Genomic DNA, 16,923 nt, shown 5'->3' on the forward strand with positions numbered 1-16,923 from the left:
CAGTCAACAGGGGGCATCCGTATGAGCTCGCAACGAAAGCAACATGGCGGACAGGATTGACGATGGAAGCGTTGCCACTCACACGATGGTCGCAACGCAGACACGGGAATTCGGCCAGGCTGTCCTCGGTGAATCGAGTGGACGCGGACGCGGATCTGCATCGCTGCCGCAAGGCGCTATGCAGCTCAGCTCATCTCCTCGGTTTCAGATACGCTTGATCTCGACGCCGTATTTCCTCAGCACGTAGCCAATCTGGCGCGGGGTCAGTCCAAGGAGGCGCGCTGCCTTTGCCTGCACCCAGCCACATCTTTCCATGGCAGCAATGACGCGCTCTATGTCGGGGGTCCTCGCGCCAATTGGGTGTGTTGCGCCGGCACGCGGGACTGTGGTCGCGGCCGAACAGGCTGCCGCATCCGGCGGCGTGGCCGGATTCACTGACCCCGGCAGGATCGGCGCTGGTTGCAGCGCGGCCTTGCCCGATCTGCACTTCCACAGCGCCTCGGCAAAGCATTGGCCTTGCGAGCAGGCAAAGTCGTTTCTCCCGATTGATAGTCCCTCGGCCAGGATTGCTGTCCGGTGCACGCAATTTTCAAGCTCGCGAATGTTGCCGGGAAACTCACATTTCATCAGCACTTCAATCGCACATGGATCGAAGGTAAGCGTACAGCCGTTCTCGTCGTTGAACTTCTTGAGAAACTCAGCTGCGAGCAGCGGAATATCGCTGCGCCTCTGGCGCAATGCTGGTACCAGCAAGGGAACCACGTTGATGCGGTAGTATAGGTCGGCGCGGAACTCATTCCTTGCAACCGCCTCTTCCAGGTTCCTGTTCGTGGCGGCAATCACGCGAACATCGACCTTGATGGTCTGATTGCTGCCGACGCGCTCAAACTCCTGCTCCTGCAGCACGCGCAGCAGCTTTGCCTGGAACGAGGCCGAGATCTCGCCAATCTCATCCAGAAACAACGTCCCCTTGTCAGCGAGCTCAAAGCGCCCCTTGCGGGAATTGAATGCGCTTGTGAAGGCACCCTTCTCATGACCGAACAATTCGGATTCCAGGACTGTCTCTGGGAGCGCTGCACAATTGAGTTTAACGAAGGGCCGCTTGGCGCGCGGCGACAACTCGTGAATTGCCTTGGCAGCCAGCTCCTTCCCGGTACCGGACTCGCCTCGCAACAGAACCGTGGTTTTTGCCTTGGCTACGATCGCGATCTTCTCCAGCAGCGCGCTTATCGCCGGACTGTCACCAATCATCCCCTCGACATGAACTTTTTTGCGCCGGGGTGCAGGGTGCTTAACATCTGAAAATTTCGTTTGCAGCCGGTCTTCCAACTCCGGCGGTCGCTCGCGGTCCCCCGCGGAGAAGCGGTGCAACTTGACTGTCTGTCCCACCATGTTGGCAATCATGGTGAGCAGTCGGACATCGTAATCGAGCCGATAGCTTGACCTGCTTTCCAAAGCCCTGTCCACAGTCAGCGCGCCTACGGCGTTCCCATCAACACGAATGGGAACGCCGATGAAGGACACGGTGTCGGAGGCCCCAAGCACCTCGATGTCAGCGGCAGTGAAGGCCGGATGCATCGCTATGTCCTCGGCGATGAGCGGCGTGTCCGTCGTCACAATCTGATCGATGGCGTTGCGCGGCACGCGCGACCGGGAGGGCTCATTGCTGTTCGTGTCGCAGTCGCTGGCCACGGTGATGTCCAGTCCGGCCTCGGCATCGCAGAGAGTGATGATGCCGTGCCGCATCTGCACTAACGAGTGCAGGAGATCAACGACCTTGGCCAACGTGAGTTCGAGCCGGGCGGGACCGGTGAGTATTTTCGATATTTCGAAGATTCCGATGAGGGCGCGCTCGTGCAATACCCCATTCGCAGGATTCGTCTCGGACGTTGGACAACCTCTTATCGCATCCGGCAGCGATATGCCGCACTCGCTGGCATTTTGTTCTGATTTGCGAATGTTGTGGTGCATGTGATCCTCGATCTCGCGCCATCAAACGTAAGCCGGCGGCATGTGCGCCCGCGGCGTCGCGAGCAGGCCCGAAAATACTCCGACGTGAACTCGTGCCGCCGTTTGGTCGAGTGCGAAGCGGATCGAACCCTGATGCATCGCTTGGCTCTCCCCTCCACGAAGCTTGGCCATGGTCTCGGCTTGCACCAAGGCAACCACACGTTGTTTTCAACAGACTGGAGCGAGGCGGGATAGTCAATCGAGCTTTCTTTCATTCGTGAAAGGAAACCTCGCGGCATATGATAGAATACATCAATTCTGTTTTTGCCGTTGAACGACGGAAATACTTGCGCCGGCGATGCGGTGCCCGAGCGGCTGACCGCGCCGAGTGTAAATGCCGGGCCGTGCATTCACCAGCGCCTGCGAAGGAGGGGCTGGAGCGACAATAACCGCCAACGACACTGGTCGGTTGCGGCAACCGCCATTTTTCTCGAGTTGATCATGCGGCGGCGGTGTCGCGTGTGAAGGCGCGAAGCTGGCGTCGAGTACGGCTTCGTAGGCGGTGCTCGCAATTTCTGAATCACATCGTCGTGGTCATCACCAGCGGCGTCAAGCTCTACGTCTCGACGTCGCTTTCATGCAGCGGGAGCGCTGCAAAGAGCACAGCAATTCTCCGCTCTGATGCCACCGATGAAACCGCGAGCCAGAGGGATCGACCGGCAGCACTCTGTCAGTGAACATCAACGGGTCGTGCTGGACCCTCGTCATTCCCGCCTTGTGCCAGCGCATTCATCCCATCATGGGTGCCACGGCTAGTCAGGGAAAGCGAAGCTCTCGGCCTCCTCTAGACCAACGGATTTGCGCCATGTGGCGCAGGCGTTCCGGCGAGAGGAACTCGCCTCTTACAAAAGGGATTGTCACACGATGTCCGGAAGCCCGTCAGGGGTTCCCTAGAGCCGTGGTCACAACCGCGGCGGAATGGCCGGAACGGAAGTGCCTGAGGAACACGCAAGGGCAGGATGCGTCGATGCTGAAAACCTATACCCGCCAAGCGAATTGGCGTAGTGCCAATTCAGGCAAATATGATGCTCACCTGCCGTGCAGGCAGGCGACCTGGAAAAGCAACCATATTAGGCCTGCGGCGTCGCAGCGTGGAAGGCATCAATGTTCTTTGTCTTTCGGAGGATTGGGATCGTTACCGCCGCCGACCGAGTCCTTGCTACGAATTTTTCCGTCGCGGCCCTTCACCGTCAGTTCGCCACCGCCCTGATTGGTGATCTTTTCCTTGGCGGATTGAATTGCGTCCTTCTGCGTATCATGCACGAAGCCGCGATCGGCGTCATTTCGTCTGTCTACCCACTTTTTGTCGGCAGGGCGCTGATAAACCGTTCTGTCAGGCTTCTTTGTCATGAAGATTTATCCTCTGTGAATAGCAGTAAAGTACGGATATTTTTTCCATTCACAACCTACCGTGCTTCACTTCCACATGTTATTCGAGGCGGCCGACCGGCAGTTCCCACTGAGTTAATGTTTTGTCATCGAGCCGACATGATCACTGAAGCTGAGATGCGCACAAAAGCGTGGAATTCTGCGCTGAACTGCCATGGCACATATACCGTTTTTTCGCGCCGTCTGAGGCGACTTAAGCTTCTTACGAGGCTGCGCGATTTCTGGGCGTTCGCAATTCCCATCATTCTTGGCGCTATTGCGGGCTCAGACGCATTCGGACTGCCAGCGACTTACCTGACGGTGCTTAAGATTGGTCTCGCGGTGGCCGCGGCAATCCAACTGCTTTTCGCTCTTTGGGCAGTCTTCAGCCGATGGGACGACGATCTGGCCTATAGCTCACGTGCCATGCGCGATTCATATGAAATGGAGGAGGCCTGGCGTGCAATCGGCGAAAGTCGAGTCGACGATATCGCTCTCGAATTCAGGATGCGGACCGATCAACAAAAAATCATAGATTCCCATGACATCGAGAAGGACATAACGTCCGAAGAAAAGAACCTAGGCATGCGAAACGGGCTGATCGAGTATCGAAGGTTATGTGCGGTGTGTAACGAAATCCCCATTTCTCGACGTTTGCGTTGGTGGCCAAAAAAGAAATGCGCCGTTTGCGGCGGAAACTAAATAAGGAGAAGATGATGAACGATGAACTGCGCAAGGTTATCCGGGGATATACGAAGTTGTCTCTGGGTGATCGGAAAGAGTTTGTAACACGGATCACCCGGCCTGGCGCCGAAATCGGCACACTCAATGAGCGTATCGAAAAGTCTGAACAGATTACGATGGGACCGCTTGGAAGCGGCTGCCCCTGCTGCGGGCGTTGATTTGCCAAAATGGGTCGTCCAAAGGCCCATCCAAATTATTCTGTGCATTGCAGTGGCTGCATAGTCGTAGGCTGTCAAGAAACGAGCGCTTCCAGGGGTAAGTTAGCCTGTCATCTGGAAGGGCTTATGAACAGGCGACCTATTTGGTACGCGCTGGCGCCAGCGATGCGGCGCGGTCCAAAGCCGGCTAAAACGAGGAACCCAGCACGCTCTGTGCAGCAAAACCGCTAGCCAGAGGGATCGACCGGCAGCACTCTGCCAGAGACCATCAAGGGCGTGCCGGACCGCGGCCTATCCCGCTGGTCTGACACCGCATTCCTCCAGCATTGGCGAGCCCACGTCAGTTCAGGTCATGCGGATTCATCTGGCATGGGTATTGCGGCGGCGTTGGTGCAGCGTTCGACCGGAGCGCCGCGATAGGGAGAAGCCCGGGAGAAGTCACGCCACCTCGATCCGGTCAGGGAGAGAGAAACAGTGTCAGCTGCACAAGTTCGCGGCGCGAGTCCCGCGCCCCGCAAACCCTTCTACACCAAGCTCTACGCCCAGGTGCTTGCCGCCATCGCGCTCGGCGTCGCAATTGGCTATTTTTATCCGGAGACCGGCGAGAGCCTGAAGCCGCTGGGTGATGCCTTCATCAAGCTGGTCAAGATGATCATCGCGCCTGTCATCTTCCTGACAATTGCCACCGGCATTGCCGGCATGAACGATCTTCATAAGGTCGGCCGGGTCGCCGGTAAAGCAATGGTCTATTTCCTCACCTTCTCGACGCTCGCGCTGATCGTCGGCCTCATCGTCGCCAATGTCGTCCAGCCTGGCGCCGGCCTCAACATTGATCCGGCCTCGCTCGATGTCCAGGCCGTGAATACCTATGCCGCAAAAGCCAGCGAGCAGTCGGTCACCGGCTTTCTGATGAACATCATCCCGCCAACGATCGTCGGTGCCTTCGCGGAAGGCGACATCCTGCAGGTGCTGTTCTTCTCGGTTCTGTTCGGCATGGCGCTTGCGATGGCCGGAGAGCCGGGCAAGCCTGTCGTTTGCTTCCTTCAGGCGCTCATCGCGCCTGTCTTCAAGCTCGTTGGAATTCTGATGAAGGCCGCGCCGATCGGCGCTTTTGGCGCAATGGCCTTCACCATCGGCAGATATGGCATCGGTTCGGTGGTCAACCTCGCGATGCTGGTCGCGACGTTCTATTTCACCGCCTTCCTCTTCGTGTTCGGGGTTCTCGGCGCGGTCTGTCGCTACAACGGCTTCTCGATCTGTTCTCTCATTCGCTACATCAAGGAAGAGCTGCTGCTTGTCCTCGCAACGTCCTCCTCGGAGGCGGCGCTCCCTTCGCTGATGCAGAAAATGGAGAAGGCGGGCGCCAGGCGTTCGGTTGTGGGTCTCGTCATCCCGGCCGGATACTCATTCAATCTGGACGGCACGAATATCTACATGACGCTGGCGGCCCTCTTCATCGCGCAGGCGACGAACACGGATCTGTCCATCGGCGATCAGGTGCTGCTGCTGCTCGTAGCAATGCTTTCCTCCAAGGGCGCTGCAGGTGTCACAGGCGCGGGCTTCATCACCCTGGCGGCTACGCTCGCCGTAGTTCCGAGTGTTCCCGTTGCTGGGATGGCACTGATACTCGGCATCGACCGCTTCATGTCCGAATGCCGGGCGCTGACGAATTGCGTCGGCAACGCAGTGGCATCCCTCGTCGTCGCCCGCTGGGAAGGAGAATTGGACCGAGCACAGATGAAAGCCGCCTTCTGCGGTCATCAGCTTGCCGAGGCATCAAACCGGCTACCCTCCTCCCAATAAGGTGGGCGGCCCACGACCTGTTAAGTCGCCTAGCTGGTCACATGAACTGAACGACCGACCCGCAGCCTCTAAACGGCTCCTCACGGACCATGTAGCCGAAGCGCTAAATGTGTGAGTGCAAACCGTCACCGCCCTTTAAGCGAATGAGCCTTCCAGTATACCCGGCCGGTTTACGTCTGGAATGATGTTCGTCCAACACGCTGTTGGCCATTCGTATGGGACGTTTTCACTTTGCCACCCGAAACCGCAACGCGTTAGGCGACAGAGAGCCGGCCCGCGTCAAAAACCGATCAGAATAGGGACCTATGACCAAGCGCCCCACAATTGCCGATCTCGCCCGCGAAGCCCGAGTCAGCGTAGCAACGATCGATCGGGTTCTGAACGCCCGCCATCCGGTGCGCGAGGAGACCGCGCGGCGGGTCCACGACGCCGCCCACGCGATCGGCTATCATGCTGCCGGGCTAATCAAGCAGCGCTTACGGCGAGACCTACCGCACTACCGTCTGGGCTTCATCTTGAGAAAACCGGCCCAGCATTTCTACCAAGATTTTGCACGCGAGGTCGAAGCATCGGTCAATTTGGCCCAGTCCTTCCACGGCATTCCGCTCGTCGAATTCGCCCCGTCACATATGCCGAGCGACCTGATCGCGCGGCTCAAGGATTTGGGCGCACGCTGCCATGCGATCGCGATGGTGGCACCGGACCACCCGAAAATTACAGCAGCGGTTGAGGACCTCAAGGCCAAAGGCATTCCGGTTTTCTCGCTGCTTTCCGACTTCGCCGCCGGCGTGCGACAGGGGTATATCGGCCTTAACAACCGCAAGGTGGGGCGCACGGCCGCTTGGATGGTGTCGAAGGTCGCAAAACGGCCCGGCAAAGTGGCGGTTTTTGTCGGCAGCCATCGTTTCCAGGGGCACGAGCTCCGTGACGTCGGCTTTCGCTCCTATTGCCGTGAGAACGCGCCCACGTTCGAGGTGCTGGATCCTGTCATGAACCTCGAGAAACGGCAGATCACCTACGAGGCAACGCTTGATCTCATGCAGCGAGAGCCCGAGCTCGTCGGCTTCTATGTCGCCGGCGGCGGCATGGAGGGCGCCATCTCCGCGCTCCGAGAAGAGGGCAAAAGTCGCGATCTCGTCGCGATCGTGAATGAAATCACACCGGAGTCTCGGGCGGCGCTCGCAGATAATATCGTCACGATGGCGGTCGCCACGCCAATGCGCCGACTTTGCCGGGAGCTGATAACGCTGATGACGCGGGCTATCGAGACCGGCACCGCTGAAACGCCCGGACAGACATTTCTCCCGTTCGACATCCATCTGCCGGAAAATATATGAAACTCATGGACTCTATCGTGAGCGGGGAGTTTCCTTTCATAAACGAGAGAAAGTTGAATGATGATCCCATCCCGCGGGGTGGCCGCACCCACGGACCTCAGCCGGGCAGAATGAAGCGCCGATTAGATGAACGGATCGGCCACGCGTTCACGAAGCGCGGGGTCAATTGCCGGGTCCGCAGCGTCAAGCTCGACCGGCTTCATTGCCAAGTGCCCGACTTTCTCGGTGCAGGGGACTGTCGTCGACGCCGGTAGCCGAGCGAGGCTGGCACAGATGATCGACCACGTCGACCGCCATCTCCTCGCCTGGCCGCGCGTGAAAAGCCGGGCAAGGCCTGCGACGTTGGCATTTAAGTGGGGCTGAGCATCTTCTGGGACTCCGCAAGCAAAATCGGAGGCGGCAGTCAATTCAGTAGCAACCCCGGGCGTGTGTTCTGCTCGTTCCTGGCCCTCGTACTTGACAATCAACTGCGCCGCTCTGCTGGGCAAAGGCCCGGTATTTAAGTGGGGCTTAACATCTTCCGGGACTTCGCACGCGAAATCGAGGTGGCAGTCGGTACCAACAACCGCAAGGTCGGATCGGCGTGCCCGAGACGCTCATTGATTTCAGGCAAAGGCGCCAGGCTAGATGCCTCCTGCAACATCATTTCCCGCATCCACATGCTTGCCGGATCAGTATTGTGAAGCTCAGGCCATTGGACGGCCTCCGTGAATGCGGGAGGAGGAAGTGGCGGCGGAAGTTGGACAATCCGCAGGGGTGTTGTTTTTGCGAAATGCTGCGCCAGCCGTAAGGGCATGGTCCCGATGCGGTTGCTGCCTGACAGGACGGGCGCGATCAGGCTAAAGCCCTGTACGACGACCTCGACACGTCTCTCGAAACCGTGCTCGAGCAAATACCATTCCTCCATGGTGGGCTGCCGGGTGTGCCTGAATTTGAGCACGACATGCCCCATGGACAAGTATCGCTCGAATGTAAGTGGCTCTGACAGCTGCTTGTTCGTGCCGCAGCCTACGCATACGAGCATATCTTCGAACAGGACTGCGCGAGGATGTTTCGACATGAACACTTCCGGCATAATCAGAAAATCAAGGTCGCCGCGCCGGAGAAGCTCCTCGGGGTCGTCACAAATAGGCAGACATTCAAAGCGAACGGCGGGTGCTTCCCGCGCAGCACGCTCTACGATCTTCTTAAAAAATACGATCGTGATGTAATCGGAAAGCATCATTCGGAAGAGACGATCCGATTGGGCCGGGTTGAAAGCGTCGGAGGAAATAATCGATAGCTGGATGTGCAGCAATGCCTCCCGGACTGCTGTGGCGAGCCCGTCGGCGCGCGGTGTCAAAATGAGCTCGCGGCCGTTCATCGTAAATAGCTCATCGTTGAAATAGGCGCGTAACCGAGCAACGGCGGCGCTCATGGCCGGCTGGCTCAGGTTGATACTGCGAGCCGCGGCAGTGACTTTACGCTCCCTCATCAGAGCGTCCAGCACAACGAGGAGATTTAGATCGAGTCCCTTGAAACGCATGTCATGTTCTATCCAACGTGTGGATGCGTATCATTCAAACAATCAATTTTACGAATTTACGAGCCATGCATTAGAGGAACGTTAATGAGCGACGTCAAGCTCAAATCGACGACACGGGCCGGAACTTCGAGAGAGCGTCTGGCTCACCTTCGCCAACGACAACGGCTGAATGCAGCCAACAGCGCCGCTTTGGTCGGGTAATGCGGCCGCAAAAACTAATATGAAGAGAGGTCCTGAATGCGCCACCAGGTGCAGTGGAAGTTGTGCTGGGAAAACGAATTGCAGCTCTCCGATCACGTTGAGCTCGCCGAGTTCTTTCGTGATACGTACGGGCCGACTGGGGCGTCCAACGCAGAACCGTTCGAAGGTAGTCGAAGCTGGGCCGGAGCCAGGCCTGAACTCCGCGTGATCGCCTATGATTCAAGTGGTGTAGCGGCTCACATGGGCATACTGCGCCGTTTCATCAAGGTTGACGCGGTCGACCTGTTGGTGGCTGAGCTGGGCCTGTACGGGGTACGCCCGGACCTTGAGGGTCTCGGAATCGCCCATTCAATCCATGTCATGCTTCCAATACTGCAGGAGCTTGGCGTTCCATTCGCTTTCGGAACGGTCCGGGACGCGCTGCGGAATCATGTTGAGAGGTTCGGGCGGCGATACAGGCCTTTGGCCGTTTTGTCGGGAATTCGCGTGCGCTCGACCCGACCAGAGGCCCGCCTCGACCTGCCGCCCACACGCATCGATGACGCACTCACCATTGTTCTGCCGGTTGGACGGCCGATCAGCGAATGGCCCACGGGCACGATGATAGATCGGAACGGACCAGAGCTATGAGCCGTCCCGATTGCTTGTACGAAGTGCGCCGTGAGTGCTCTGACGGCACCGGCCGTCGCAGCGTTTATCTGACGTTTGACGACGGTCCCAATCCACTTTTCACACCGGAGATTCTCGATGTGCTGGCAGAGCAGCGGGTGCCGGCGACTTTCTTCGTCATCGGCGCCTACGCCTTAGAGCACCCAGATCTAATCCAACGGATGGTCGCAGAAGGGCACGAGGTAGGCAACCACACGATGTCTCATCCGGATCTGTACCAATGCGGTTTCGGCGAAGTGCAACGTGAGGTCTTTGAAGCGAACGACGCCATCATGAGAGCGTGCCCGCAGGCCTCGGTGCGCTATGTTCGCGCGCCCTACGGCGCCTGGAGCGAAGAAGTCTTCACAGCCTCACAGATCGCCGGGCTGGCGGCCCTCCATTGGTCCGTCGACCCTCGAGATTGGTCTCGCCCTGGGGTCGACGCGATTATCGATAAAGTGCTCGCCTCTGTCCGGCCGGGCGCAATCGTACTCTTGCACGACGGATGCCCTCCCGGCGAGTTAAGCCAGGGCGCTCACGCCGGTCTGCGCGACCAGACGGTCACGGCGCTGTCCCGGCTGATTCCAGCATTGCGTGAGCGCGGATTTGTAATCCGCTCACTTCCTCAACATCACTGAACAAACGAGATCCCATGACTCTTCTTGGTACAACCAGCACTGTGGCCATATCGCTTTATGCGCTGCTCTCAACTGCTTATAAGAGCATGCAGGGGATTTATGCTCTGCCGACAAACGACTCATCGGCGTTGGAGGTTCTCGTCGGCTCCGATCAACTGCCCAGCGTGGATGTCATCGTCCCCTGCTTCAACGAGGATCCGCGCACGCTTTCAGAGTGCCTGGCTTCCATTGCCGACCAAGAATACGCCGGAAGACTTCGGGTCTATGTGGTTGATGACGGTTCTGGAAATCGCGAAGCCTTAGGAACTGTCCACGAAGCCTACGCGCGCGACCCCAGGTTCGACATCATTTTGCTTCCCGAGAATGTTGGAAAGCGCAAGGCGCAGATCGCCGCGATACGCCGCTCATCAGGGGATCTGGTGCTTAACGTTGATTCAGACACGTTACTCGCGTCCGACGTCATTGCCAAGCTTGTACCGAAAATGCGAGATTCAGCGGTCGGCGCAGTCATGGGTCAGTTGAGGGCCAGTAACCGGACCGAGAGCTGGCTGACTAGGCTGATAGACATGGAGTACTGGCTGGCTTGCAACGAGGAGCGCGCGGCGCAGGCTCGCTTCGGTGCCGTTATGTGCTGTTGCGGCCCATGTGCCATGTACCGCCGGTCTGCGCTCCTTTTATTACTGGACCAGTACGAGTCGCAGTTTTTTCGGGGCAAGCCAAGCGACTTCGGTGAGGATCGCCATCTTACTATCCTGATGCTGAAAGCAGGCTTTCGAACCGAGTACGTTCCGAGCGCCATCGCGGCCACAGTCGTCCCGAACAGACTCGGACCGTATCTGCGCCAACAACTCCGTTGGGCACGAAGCACATTCCGGGACACGCTGCTTGGGCTGCGCTTGCTGCCCAGCCTAAATAGCTATCTCACGTTGGACGTGGTCGGACAGAATCTCGGCGCGCTACTCCTCGCCGTATCGGTATTAACGGGCCTCGCACATTTCGCACTGACAGGCTCTGTGCCTTGGTGGACAGGACTGATGATTGTGTCCATGACCATGCTCCGATGCAGCGTGGTAGCAGTTCGTGCCCGACAGTTTCGATTTCTGGGCTTTTCGCTGCACACGTTCATCAACATCTTTCTCTTGCTTCCGTTGAAAGCCTACGCGCTGTGTACATTGAGCAATAGCGATTGGCTGTCGCGAGGCTCTGCTGTCGCTACATCGAACACTGGGGGAAAACAGGCCCCTACCCAAACTCCGATCACTGGTTCCAGCAGGGCAGAATTCTCGCCGCATGCGGCTCCGCTTCGCAGGCTCAATCTTGCGCGGGATTCTTCGGAATTAGTGCTGTCGGGCAACATTTGCGGCGACGAGTGATCGCTAATTACCTAGTGGACGAGAGGTGCACGAGTTTGACCCCGAACGTGAATCATCAGTTGCTTGATCGGGAATTGGCCGCAGACGATCCGTGGCTTCTCGACGGCAATCCGTTCGAGCGGAAGCGCCACACGCAAATGCTCCAGCTGGCGCTTGCCCAAGGCTCCATTTCAAATGCCCTCGAAGTCGGGTGCGCTGCCGGCGCATTCACGGAAAAACTAGCCCCCTACTGCCAAGGGCTCNCGACGGCAATCCGTTCGAGCGGAAGCGCCACACGCAAATGCTCCAGCTGGCGCTTGCCCAAGGCTCCATTACAAATGCCCTCGAAGTCGGGTGCGCTGCCGGCGCATTCACGGAAAAACTAGCCCCCTACTGCCAAGGGCTCACCGTCATCGATGTCGTGGCGCAAGCGATTGCTCGAGCACGTCAACGGATAAACGAGCCGTCGCGCATCAACTGGATAGTCTCCGATGTTCAACAGTTTTCGACCGACGAGTTGTTTGACCTGATCGTTGTGGCGGAGGTCCTCTACTATCTCGAAGACATAGCCGAGATGCGCGCGGCCGTCAAAAACCTGGTGCGGGTGCTTGCGCCTGGCGGGCATCTGATCTTCGGATCGGCAAGGGATGCTAATTGCCGTCGCTGGGGTCACGCCGCTGGTGCTGAGCCGGTCATCGCCATGCTGAACGAAACGTTGATCGAGGTAGAGCGTCTTGAGTGTCGGGGCGAGTCGGTCAACGAAGACTGCTTGCTCGTCCGTTTCCGAAACCCGCTTTCCGCTTCCTGATGATCGAATCTATCGCCGTTAACCTGGAGACACTATGCGCATCTTTGGTATCAAGCTGACCCATGATGGGGCGATCGCCCTGGTCGAGGATGGACGGCTCGTCTTCTGCGTTGACCAGGAAAAGCGGCACAACGATCCGCGTTACCAAGCCATCGATAATCTCTACGCAATTGTCGCCGCTTTACCGGAACAGGGGCTAAATCCTTGTGACGTCGATCAGTTCGTTATCGACGGCTGGGATGGCGAAGACGAGTCACAGTTTCAGGTCCGGCAGGCAACCAAGCAACCGCCAGTCTTGGCGTCCCTCTCGGTAAAATGAACCCATGTCCATGGTAGCGATCGATCTTACTGACGTAAGCAAAACTTATGACAAGCTCGTTGTCGACAGACTGTCGTTCCGCGTTGCGGCGGGGGAATGCTTCGGGCTCTTGGGACCGAACGGCGCGGGCAAAAGCACGATTGCGCGTATGGTCCTCGGCATGACATCGCCCGATGCGGGGAAGATTACTGTGCTCGGCGTTCCAGTGCCGGCGCGCGCGCGTTTGGCACGTATGCGCATCGGCGTGGTCCCGCAGTTCGACAATCTTGATACCGCGTTCACTGTACGCGAGAACCTGTTGGTGTTCGGGCGCTACTTCCGGATGAGCAGACGCCAGATCGATGCGGTCATACCATCGCTGCTTGAGTTCGCCCGCCTCGAGAACAAAGCGGATGCGCGCGTCGCCGAACTGTCCGGCGGCATGAAGCGGCGCCTGACGCTCGCGCGTGCGCTGATCAATGACCCGCACTTGCTGGTGATGGACGAGCCGACCACCGGCCTCGATCCGCAGGCCCGCCACCTGATCTGGGAACGGCTGCGATCGCTGCTGGCGCGGGGCAAGACTATTCTTTTGACTACCCATTTCATGGAAGAGGCCGAGCGGCTGTGCGATCGGCTGTGCGTTATGGAGGAGGGGCGCAAGATCGCCGAAGGCCGCCCGTCCGCACTCATTGACGAGCAGATCGGCTGTGACGTGGTCGAGGTCTACGGCGGCAATCCGCATGAACTGGGTGCGCTGATCCGGCCGTACGCACAGCGCATCGAGGTGAGCGGTGAGACGCTTTTTTGCTATGCACCCGATCCGGAGCAGGTGCTGGCGCAGCTACGCGGGCGCGCGGGTCTACGCCTTCTGCAGCGTCCCCCCAATCTCGAGGATGTGTTTTTGCGGCTAACCGGGCGCGAGATGGAGGACTGAACAATGGGCGAACGTTATGCGGCGGGCATGCCCGCCAATGCGTGGAATTGGGTCGCGGTTTGGCGCCGCAACTATCTTGGATGGAAGAAAATCGGGCTTGCATCGGTGCTCGGCAACCTCGCCGATCCGATGATCTATCTGTTCGGTCTCGGCTTTGGAATCGGAACAATGATAGGTCCTGTTGAGGGCACTTCGTACATTGCGTTTCTCGCGGCTGGCATGGTTGCCACAAGCGCGATGGCATCGGCGACCGCTGAAACGGTTTACGGGAGTTTCGGCCGCATGGGCGACCAGCGCACCTGGGAAGGAATGCTATGCACTCAGCTGACGCTCGGCGATATCTTACTCGGCGAATTGGCCTGGGCAGCCACCAAGGCCCTGATGGCGGGCACAGCAATCACTATTGTTGCGACCACGCTAGGCTACGCATCGTGGCCATCCATCCTCTGCTTGCTGCCAGTCATCGCTCTCAGTGGCCTCGCCTTCGCGAGTCTAGCGATGGTCGTCACGGCGCTTGCGCCCAGTTATGAATATTTCATATTTTATAATACCCTTGTTATAACACCCATGCTCTTCCTTTGCGGCGCGATGTTTCCGGTCAACCAATTGCCCGGCGCTTTTCAGGACGTCGCCTCCTTGTTGCCCCTCGCACATGCAATTGACCTCATTCGTCCGGCGATGCTTGGCCGTCCGGCCGGCAGCATGGGCCTGCATATCGGCGCGCTTTGCATATACACGGTTTTGCCGTTCTTCCTATCGGTTGCTCTGTTTCGTCGTCGGCTGATGCGTTGACGCTCTCACCATTCGTGAAATTGATTGTTTGGGCGATACCCATCCACGGGTCGGATAGGTCAATGCATGCGTTTTAAGGGACTCGATCTAAATCTCCTCGTTGTGCTGGACGCTTTGATCAGGGAGCGTAAAGTCACCGCCGCAGCCCGCAGTATTAACCTGAGTCAGCCGGCCATGAGCGCCGCCGTCGGTCGGTTACGCGCCTATTTCAGCGATGAGCTATTTACGATGAACGGCCGCGAACTCATTTTGACACCGCGCGCGGAGGGGCTCGCCACAGCAGTCCGGGAGGCATTGCTGCACATCCAGCTGTCGATTATTTCCTGGGACCCCTTTAACCCGGTCGGATCGGATCGTCGTTTCCGCATCATCCTTTCCGATTACCTCACACTCGTATTTTTTAAGAAGATCGTAAAGCGTGCTGCGCGGGAAGCTCCCGCCGTCCGCTTCGAATGTCTGCCTATTTCCGACGACCCCGAGGAGCTTCTCCGGCGCGGCGACGTTGATTTTCTGATTATGCCGGAAGTGTTCATGTCGAAACATCCTCGCGCAGCCCTGTTCGAAGATATGCTCGTATGCGTAGGCTGCGGCACGAACAAGCAGCTGTCAGAGCCACTTACATTNCTGTTCGAAGATATGCTCGTATGCGTAGGCTGCGGCACGAACAAGCAGCTGTCAGAGCCACTTACATTCGACCGATACTTGTCGATGGGGCAGGTTGTGCTTAAATTCGGGGACACCCGGCAGCCCTCCATCGAGGAATGGTATTTGCTCGAGAACGGTTTCGAGAGACGTATCGAGGTCGTCGTACACGCCTTTAGCATGATCCCGCCCCTTCTATCAGGCACCAGCCGCATCGGGACCATGCCGTTGCGGCTGGCGCAGCATTTCGCGAAATTAACACCCTTGCGGATTGTCGAACTTCCGCCGCCACTTCCTGCCGCATTCACGGAGGCCATCCAATGGCCTGCGCTTCACAATAATGATCCGGCAAGCCTATGGATGCGGGAAATGATGTTGCAGGAGGCATCTCGTATGATTGCCCTGCCTAAGAGCACCGGACGTCTCAGTTGTCGGCCGAATTGAGAAACTGACCCCTCGGTTATAAGAGGAGGCATGGATGGCGATTGGGATTGGGCGATTCCTGCATTGTCGAGAACGATGCAGGGAGAGCAGATCCTTCAGCCTGAAGAGGTGGCAGCGATGCTGCGGCGGCATGAGGTTGGCGGGGAACCGACGGGCGAAGGAATTCGGGTGCGCGCGCAACACCGTGCATCGGCATCTAAGCGAGGGCGGGACTGTTCCGTTTCGCAAGCCCGTGCGGCCGACGGCGTTTGACGGACTGGACGATTGGCTGCGGGAGCGCTTCTTCCCCCATGGGTCGAGCCGGATGACGATCTCGACCCGCTCCAGATGCACCGGGAACGCCTTGCGCGGTCGCGCAGCACGTCGCGGCTCGCCTGTCGGTCTTGCGGCCTTGCGGCCTTGCGGCCTCGAGTTCGGACTCAATCGCGCCGAGCCCGGTCTGGATTCGAAGGCGAAGGCCTCCTGGGCACGTTCGAGCTTCTCGGAGCTGCGACCGAAGCGCCGCGCTCCAGCTGCTTGACGATCCCTGAAGGTCGGCGAGCCTCTCCTGGGCACGCTCGTTGAGTGTCGCCATCCGGACGATCTCGGCCTTGAGTGTTCGCTCCGGAGTTGTTGCAGTTCGGCCTTCTCCGCCGCCATGGGGACGAATATCGCCTTGAGCGGAACGATTTCGTGGAGACGGGCCAAAGCGCTTCTCTTCATGACGCCGACAAAAGCTTATTTTGCACGGCCAGAGGCCCGCCTTTTGCGCCTGAGTCACGTCGCCACGGCCTATCCGGCCGACGTCGGACGCCGTCTCCGTTCGGCTTGAGCGCGCCAGTCCATGCCTTCGACGAGCGCCATCAGTTGGGCGCGGCAAGCCGGATCACGCCGTTCTCCACCCGCGGCCAGCGGAACTTGTCCTCGTCCAGCGAGGCGCAGGTCGGGGAGTATGGTGAGCGCAAGGTGGCGGCTGAACAGGAACTGCGACGGATCGATATCGTGGCGCCGCAGTCAGGCACCATTCAACAACTCGCAGTTCATACGCTCGAGTGATTACGCCCGCCGATCCGATCATGCTAATCGTGCCGGAAGGCGACGATCTTGCGCTGGAAGTACGGATCACCCCGAAGGACATCGACCAAATCCAGCTTGGTCACAAGGCCGTGCTGCGGATGTCAGCCTTCAATCTGAGAACCACGCCGGAATTGAACGGATATGTCAGCCGGATCGCAGCTG

General features: G+C 58.5%; 14 protein-coding genes and 3 pseudogenes. 14 read left to right on the top strand and 3 right to left on the bottom strand.

Going from position 1 to position 16,923, the window contains the following annotated elements:
- Positions 1 to 204: 204 nt before the first annotated feature.
- A complete protein-coding gene (gene nifA, locus X735_RS139160) occupies positions 205 to 1,971 on the bottom strand; it encodes a nif-specific transcriptional activator NifA (protein ID WP_081734973.1) in 1,767 nt (588 codons plus the stop codon).
- A 1,140-nt stretch (positions 1,972 to 3,111) separates the two neighbouring features.
- Positions 3,112 to 3,360 carry a DUF2188 domain-containing protein gene (locus X735_RS139155; protein ID WP_023813721.1) on the bottom strand — a complete coding sequence of 83 codons (249 nt, stop codon included), beginning with the start codon at positions 3,358 to 3,360 and terminating at the stop codon, positions 3,112 to 3,114.
- A gap of 138 nt (positions 3,361 to 3,498) precedes the next feature.
- On the opposite strand from X735_RS139155, the gene X735_RS139150 reads away from it, so the two are divergent.
- From X735_RS139150 to X735_RS139140, 4 genes are all read left to right on the top strand, one after another.
- On the top strand, positions 3,499 to 4,080 hold the full coding sequence (locus tag X735_RS139150) for a mobilome CxxCx(11)CxxC protein (protein WP_023813722.1): 582 nt from the start codon (positions 3,499 to 3,501) through the stop codon (positions 4,078 to 4,080).
- Positions 4,081 to 4,094: 14 nt separating this feature from the next.
- Positions 4,095 to 4,280, top strand: coding sequence for a hypothetical protein (locus X735_RS1000000168175; RefSeq protein WP_196815355.1), 186 nt, complete (start codon positions 4,095 to 4,097; stop codon positions 4,278 to 4,280).
- A 474-nt stretch (positions 4,281 to 4,754) separates the two neighbouring features.
- Positions 4,755 to 6,083, top strand: a complete 1,329-nt coding sequence (locus X735_RS139145; protein WP_023770900.1) for a dicarboxylate/amino acid:cation symporter — start codon at positions 4,755 to 4,757, stop codon at positions 6,081 to 6,083.
- A 305-nt stretch (positions 6,084 to 6,388) separates the two neighbouring features.
- Positions 6,389 to 7,420 (top strand): LacI family DNA-binding transcriptional regulator, encoded by a 1,032-nt coding sequence (locus X735_RS139140; protein WP_023736284.1) that lies wholly within the window; start codon positions 6,389 to 6,391, stop codon positions 7,418 to 7,420.
- A gap of 499 nt (positions 7,421 to 7,919) precedes the next feature.
- On the opposite strand, the gene X735_RS139130 is transcribed toward X735_RS139140, so the two are convergent.
- On the bottom strand, positions 7,920 to 8,945 hold the full coding sequence (locus tag X735_RS139130; RefSeq protein ID WP_023813724.1) for a LysR family transcriptional regulator: 1,026 nt from the start codon (positions 8,943 to 8,945) through the stop codon (positions 7,920 to 7,922).
- A 237-nt stretch (positions 8,946 to 9,182) separates the two neighbouring features.
- On the opposite strand from X735_RS139130, the gene X735_RS139125 reads away from it, so the two are divergent.
- The 10 genes and pseudogenes from X735_RS139125 to X735_RS1000000170035 all read left to right on the top strand — a co-directional run.
- Positions 9,183 to 9,776 (top strand): NodA family N-acyltransferase, encoded by a 594-nt coding sequence (locus X735_RS139125; RefSeq protein ID WP_023736281.1) that lies wholly within the window; start codon positions 9,183 to 9,185, stop codon positions 9,774 to 9,776.
- Positions 9,773 to 10,432 (top strand): chitooligosaccharide deacetylase NodB, encoded by a 660-nt coding sequence (gene nodB, locus X735_RS139120; RefSeq protein ID WP_023760354.1) that lies wholly within the window; start codon positions 9,773 to 9,775, stop codon positions 10,430 to 10,432. Before X735_RS139125 ends, nodB begins: the two co-directional genes overlap by 4 nt.
- Positions 10,433 to 10,446: 14 nt before the next feature.
- The gene (nodC, locus tag X735_RS139115; protein WP_023813725.1) at positions 10,447 to 11,805 is read left to right on the top strand and encodes a chitooligosaccharide synthase NodC; all 1,359 of its coding nucleotides are present in this window, start codon (positions 10,447 to 10,449) and stop codon (positions 11,803 to 11,805) included.
- Between the two features lie 244 nt (positions 11,806 to 12,049).
- Positions 12,050 to 12,592, top strand: a pseudogene (gene nodS, locus X735_RS139110) (nodulation methyltransferase NodS); the annotation flags it as partial.
- A gap of 34 nt (positions 12,593 to 12,626) precedes the next feature.
- Positions 12,627 to 12,911, top strand: coding sequence for a carbamoyltransferase N-terminal domain-containing protein (locus X735_RS139105; RefSeq protein ID WP_023766915.1), 285 nt, complete (start codon positions 12,627 to 12,629; stop codon positions 12,909 to 12,911).
- Between the two features lie 4 nt (positions 12,912 to 12,915).
- Positions 12,916 to 13,827 (top strand): nodulation factor ABC transporter ATP-binding protein NodI, encoded by a 912-nt coding sequence (nodI, locus tag X735_RS139100; RefSeq protein ID WP_023736276.1) that lies wholly within the window; start codon positions 12,916 to 12,918, stop codon positions 13,825 to 13,827.
- 3 nt (positions 13,828 to 13,830) lie between these two features.
- On the top strand, positions 13,831 to 14,619 hold the full coding sequence (locus X735_RS139095; RefSeq protein WP_023736275.1) for an ABC transporter permease: 789 nt from the start codon (positions 13,831 to 13,833) through the stop codon (positions 14,617 to 14,619).
- Positions 14,620 to 14,685: 66 nt separating this feature from the next.
- Positions 14,686 to 15,705, top strand: a complete 1,020-nt coding sequence (locus tag X735_RS139090) for a LysR family transcriptional regulator (RefSeq protein WP_023813727.1) — start codon at positions 14,686 to 14,688, stop codon at positions 15,703 to 15,705.
- A 30-nt stretch (positions 15,706 to 15,735) separates the two neighbouring features.
- A pseudogene (locus X735_RS1000000169415) lies at positions 15,736 to 15,997 on the top strand (hypothetical protein); the annotation flags it as partial.
- A gap of 620 nt (positions 15,998 to 16,617) precedes the next feature.
- A pseudogene (locus X735_RS1000000170035) lies at positions 16,618 to 16,923 on the top strand (HlyD family efflux transporter periplasmic adaptor subunit); the annotation flags it as partial.

Origin of the sequence: Mesorhizobium sp. L2C084A000 (assembly GCF_000502875.1) — a bacterium.
Lineage (GTDB): Bacteria > Pseudomonadota > Alphaproteobacteria > Rhizobiales > Rhizobiaceae > Mesorhizobium.

What these genes read in the sequence shown, in the direction of transcription:
- X735_RS139125 (WP_023736281.1), top strand. Translation starts at nt 9,183, where the DNA reads ATGCGCCACCAGGTGCAGTGGAAGTTGTGCTGGGAAAACGAATTGCAG.
- nodI (WP_023736276.1), top strand. Translation starts at nt 12,916, where the DNA reads ATGTCCATGGTAGCGATCGATCTTACTGACGTAAGCAAAACTTATGAC.
- nifA (WP_081734973.1), bottom strand. Translation starts at nt 1,971, where the DNA reads ATGCACCACAACATTCGCAAATCAGAACAAAATGCCAGCGAGTGCGGC.
- X735_RS139155 (WP_023813721.1), bottom strand. Translation starts at nt 3,360, where the DNA reads ATGACAAAGAAGCCTGACAGAACGGTTTATCAGCGCCCTGCCGACAAA.
- X735_RS139095 (WP_023736275.1), top strand. Translation starts at nt 13,831, where the DNA reads ATGGGCGAACGTTATGCGGCGGGCATGCCCGCCAATGCGTGGAATTGG.
- X735_RS139140 (WP_023736284.1), top strand. Translation starts at nt 6,389, where the DNA reads ATGACCAAGCGCCCCACAATTGCCGATCTCGCCCGCGAAGCCCGAGTC.
- nodB (WP_023760354.1), top strand. Translation starts at nt 9,773, where the DNA reads ATGAGCCGTCCCGATTGCTTGTACGAAGTGCGCCGTGAGTGCTCTGAC.
- X735_RS1000000168175 (WP_196815355.1), top strand. Translation starts at nt 4,095, where the DNA reads ATGAACGATGAACTGCGCAAGGTTATCCGGGGATATACGAAGTTGTCT.
- X735_RS139130 (WP_023813724.1), bottom strand. Translation starts at nt 8,945, where the DNA reads ATGCGTTTCAAGGGACTCGATCTAAATCTCCTCGTTGTGCTGGACGCT.
- X735_RS139105 (WP_023766915.1), top strand. Translation starts at nt 12,627, where the DNA reads ATGCGCATCTTTGGTATCAAGCTGACCCATGATGGGGCGATCGCCCTG.
- nodC (WP_023813725.1), top strand. Translation starts at nt 10,447, where the DNA reads ATGACTCTTCTTGGTACAACCAGCACTGTGGCCATATCGCTTTATGCG.
- X735_RS139150 (WP_023813722.1), top strand. Translation starts at nt 3,499, where the DNA reads ATGATCACTGAAGCTGAGATGCGCACAAAAGCGTGGAATTCTGCGCTG.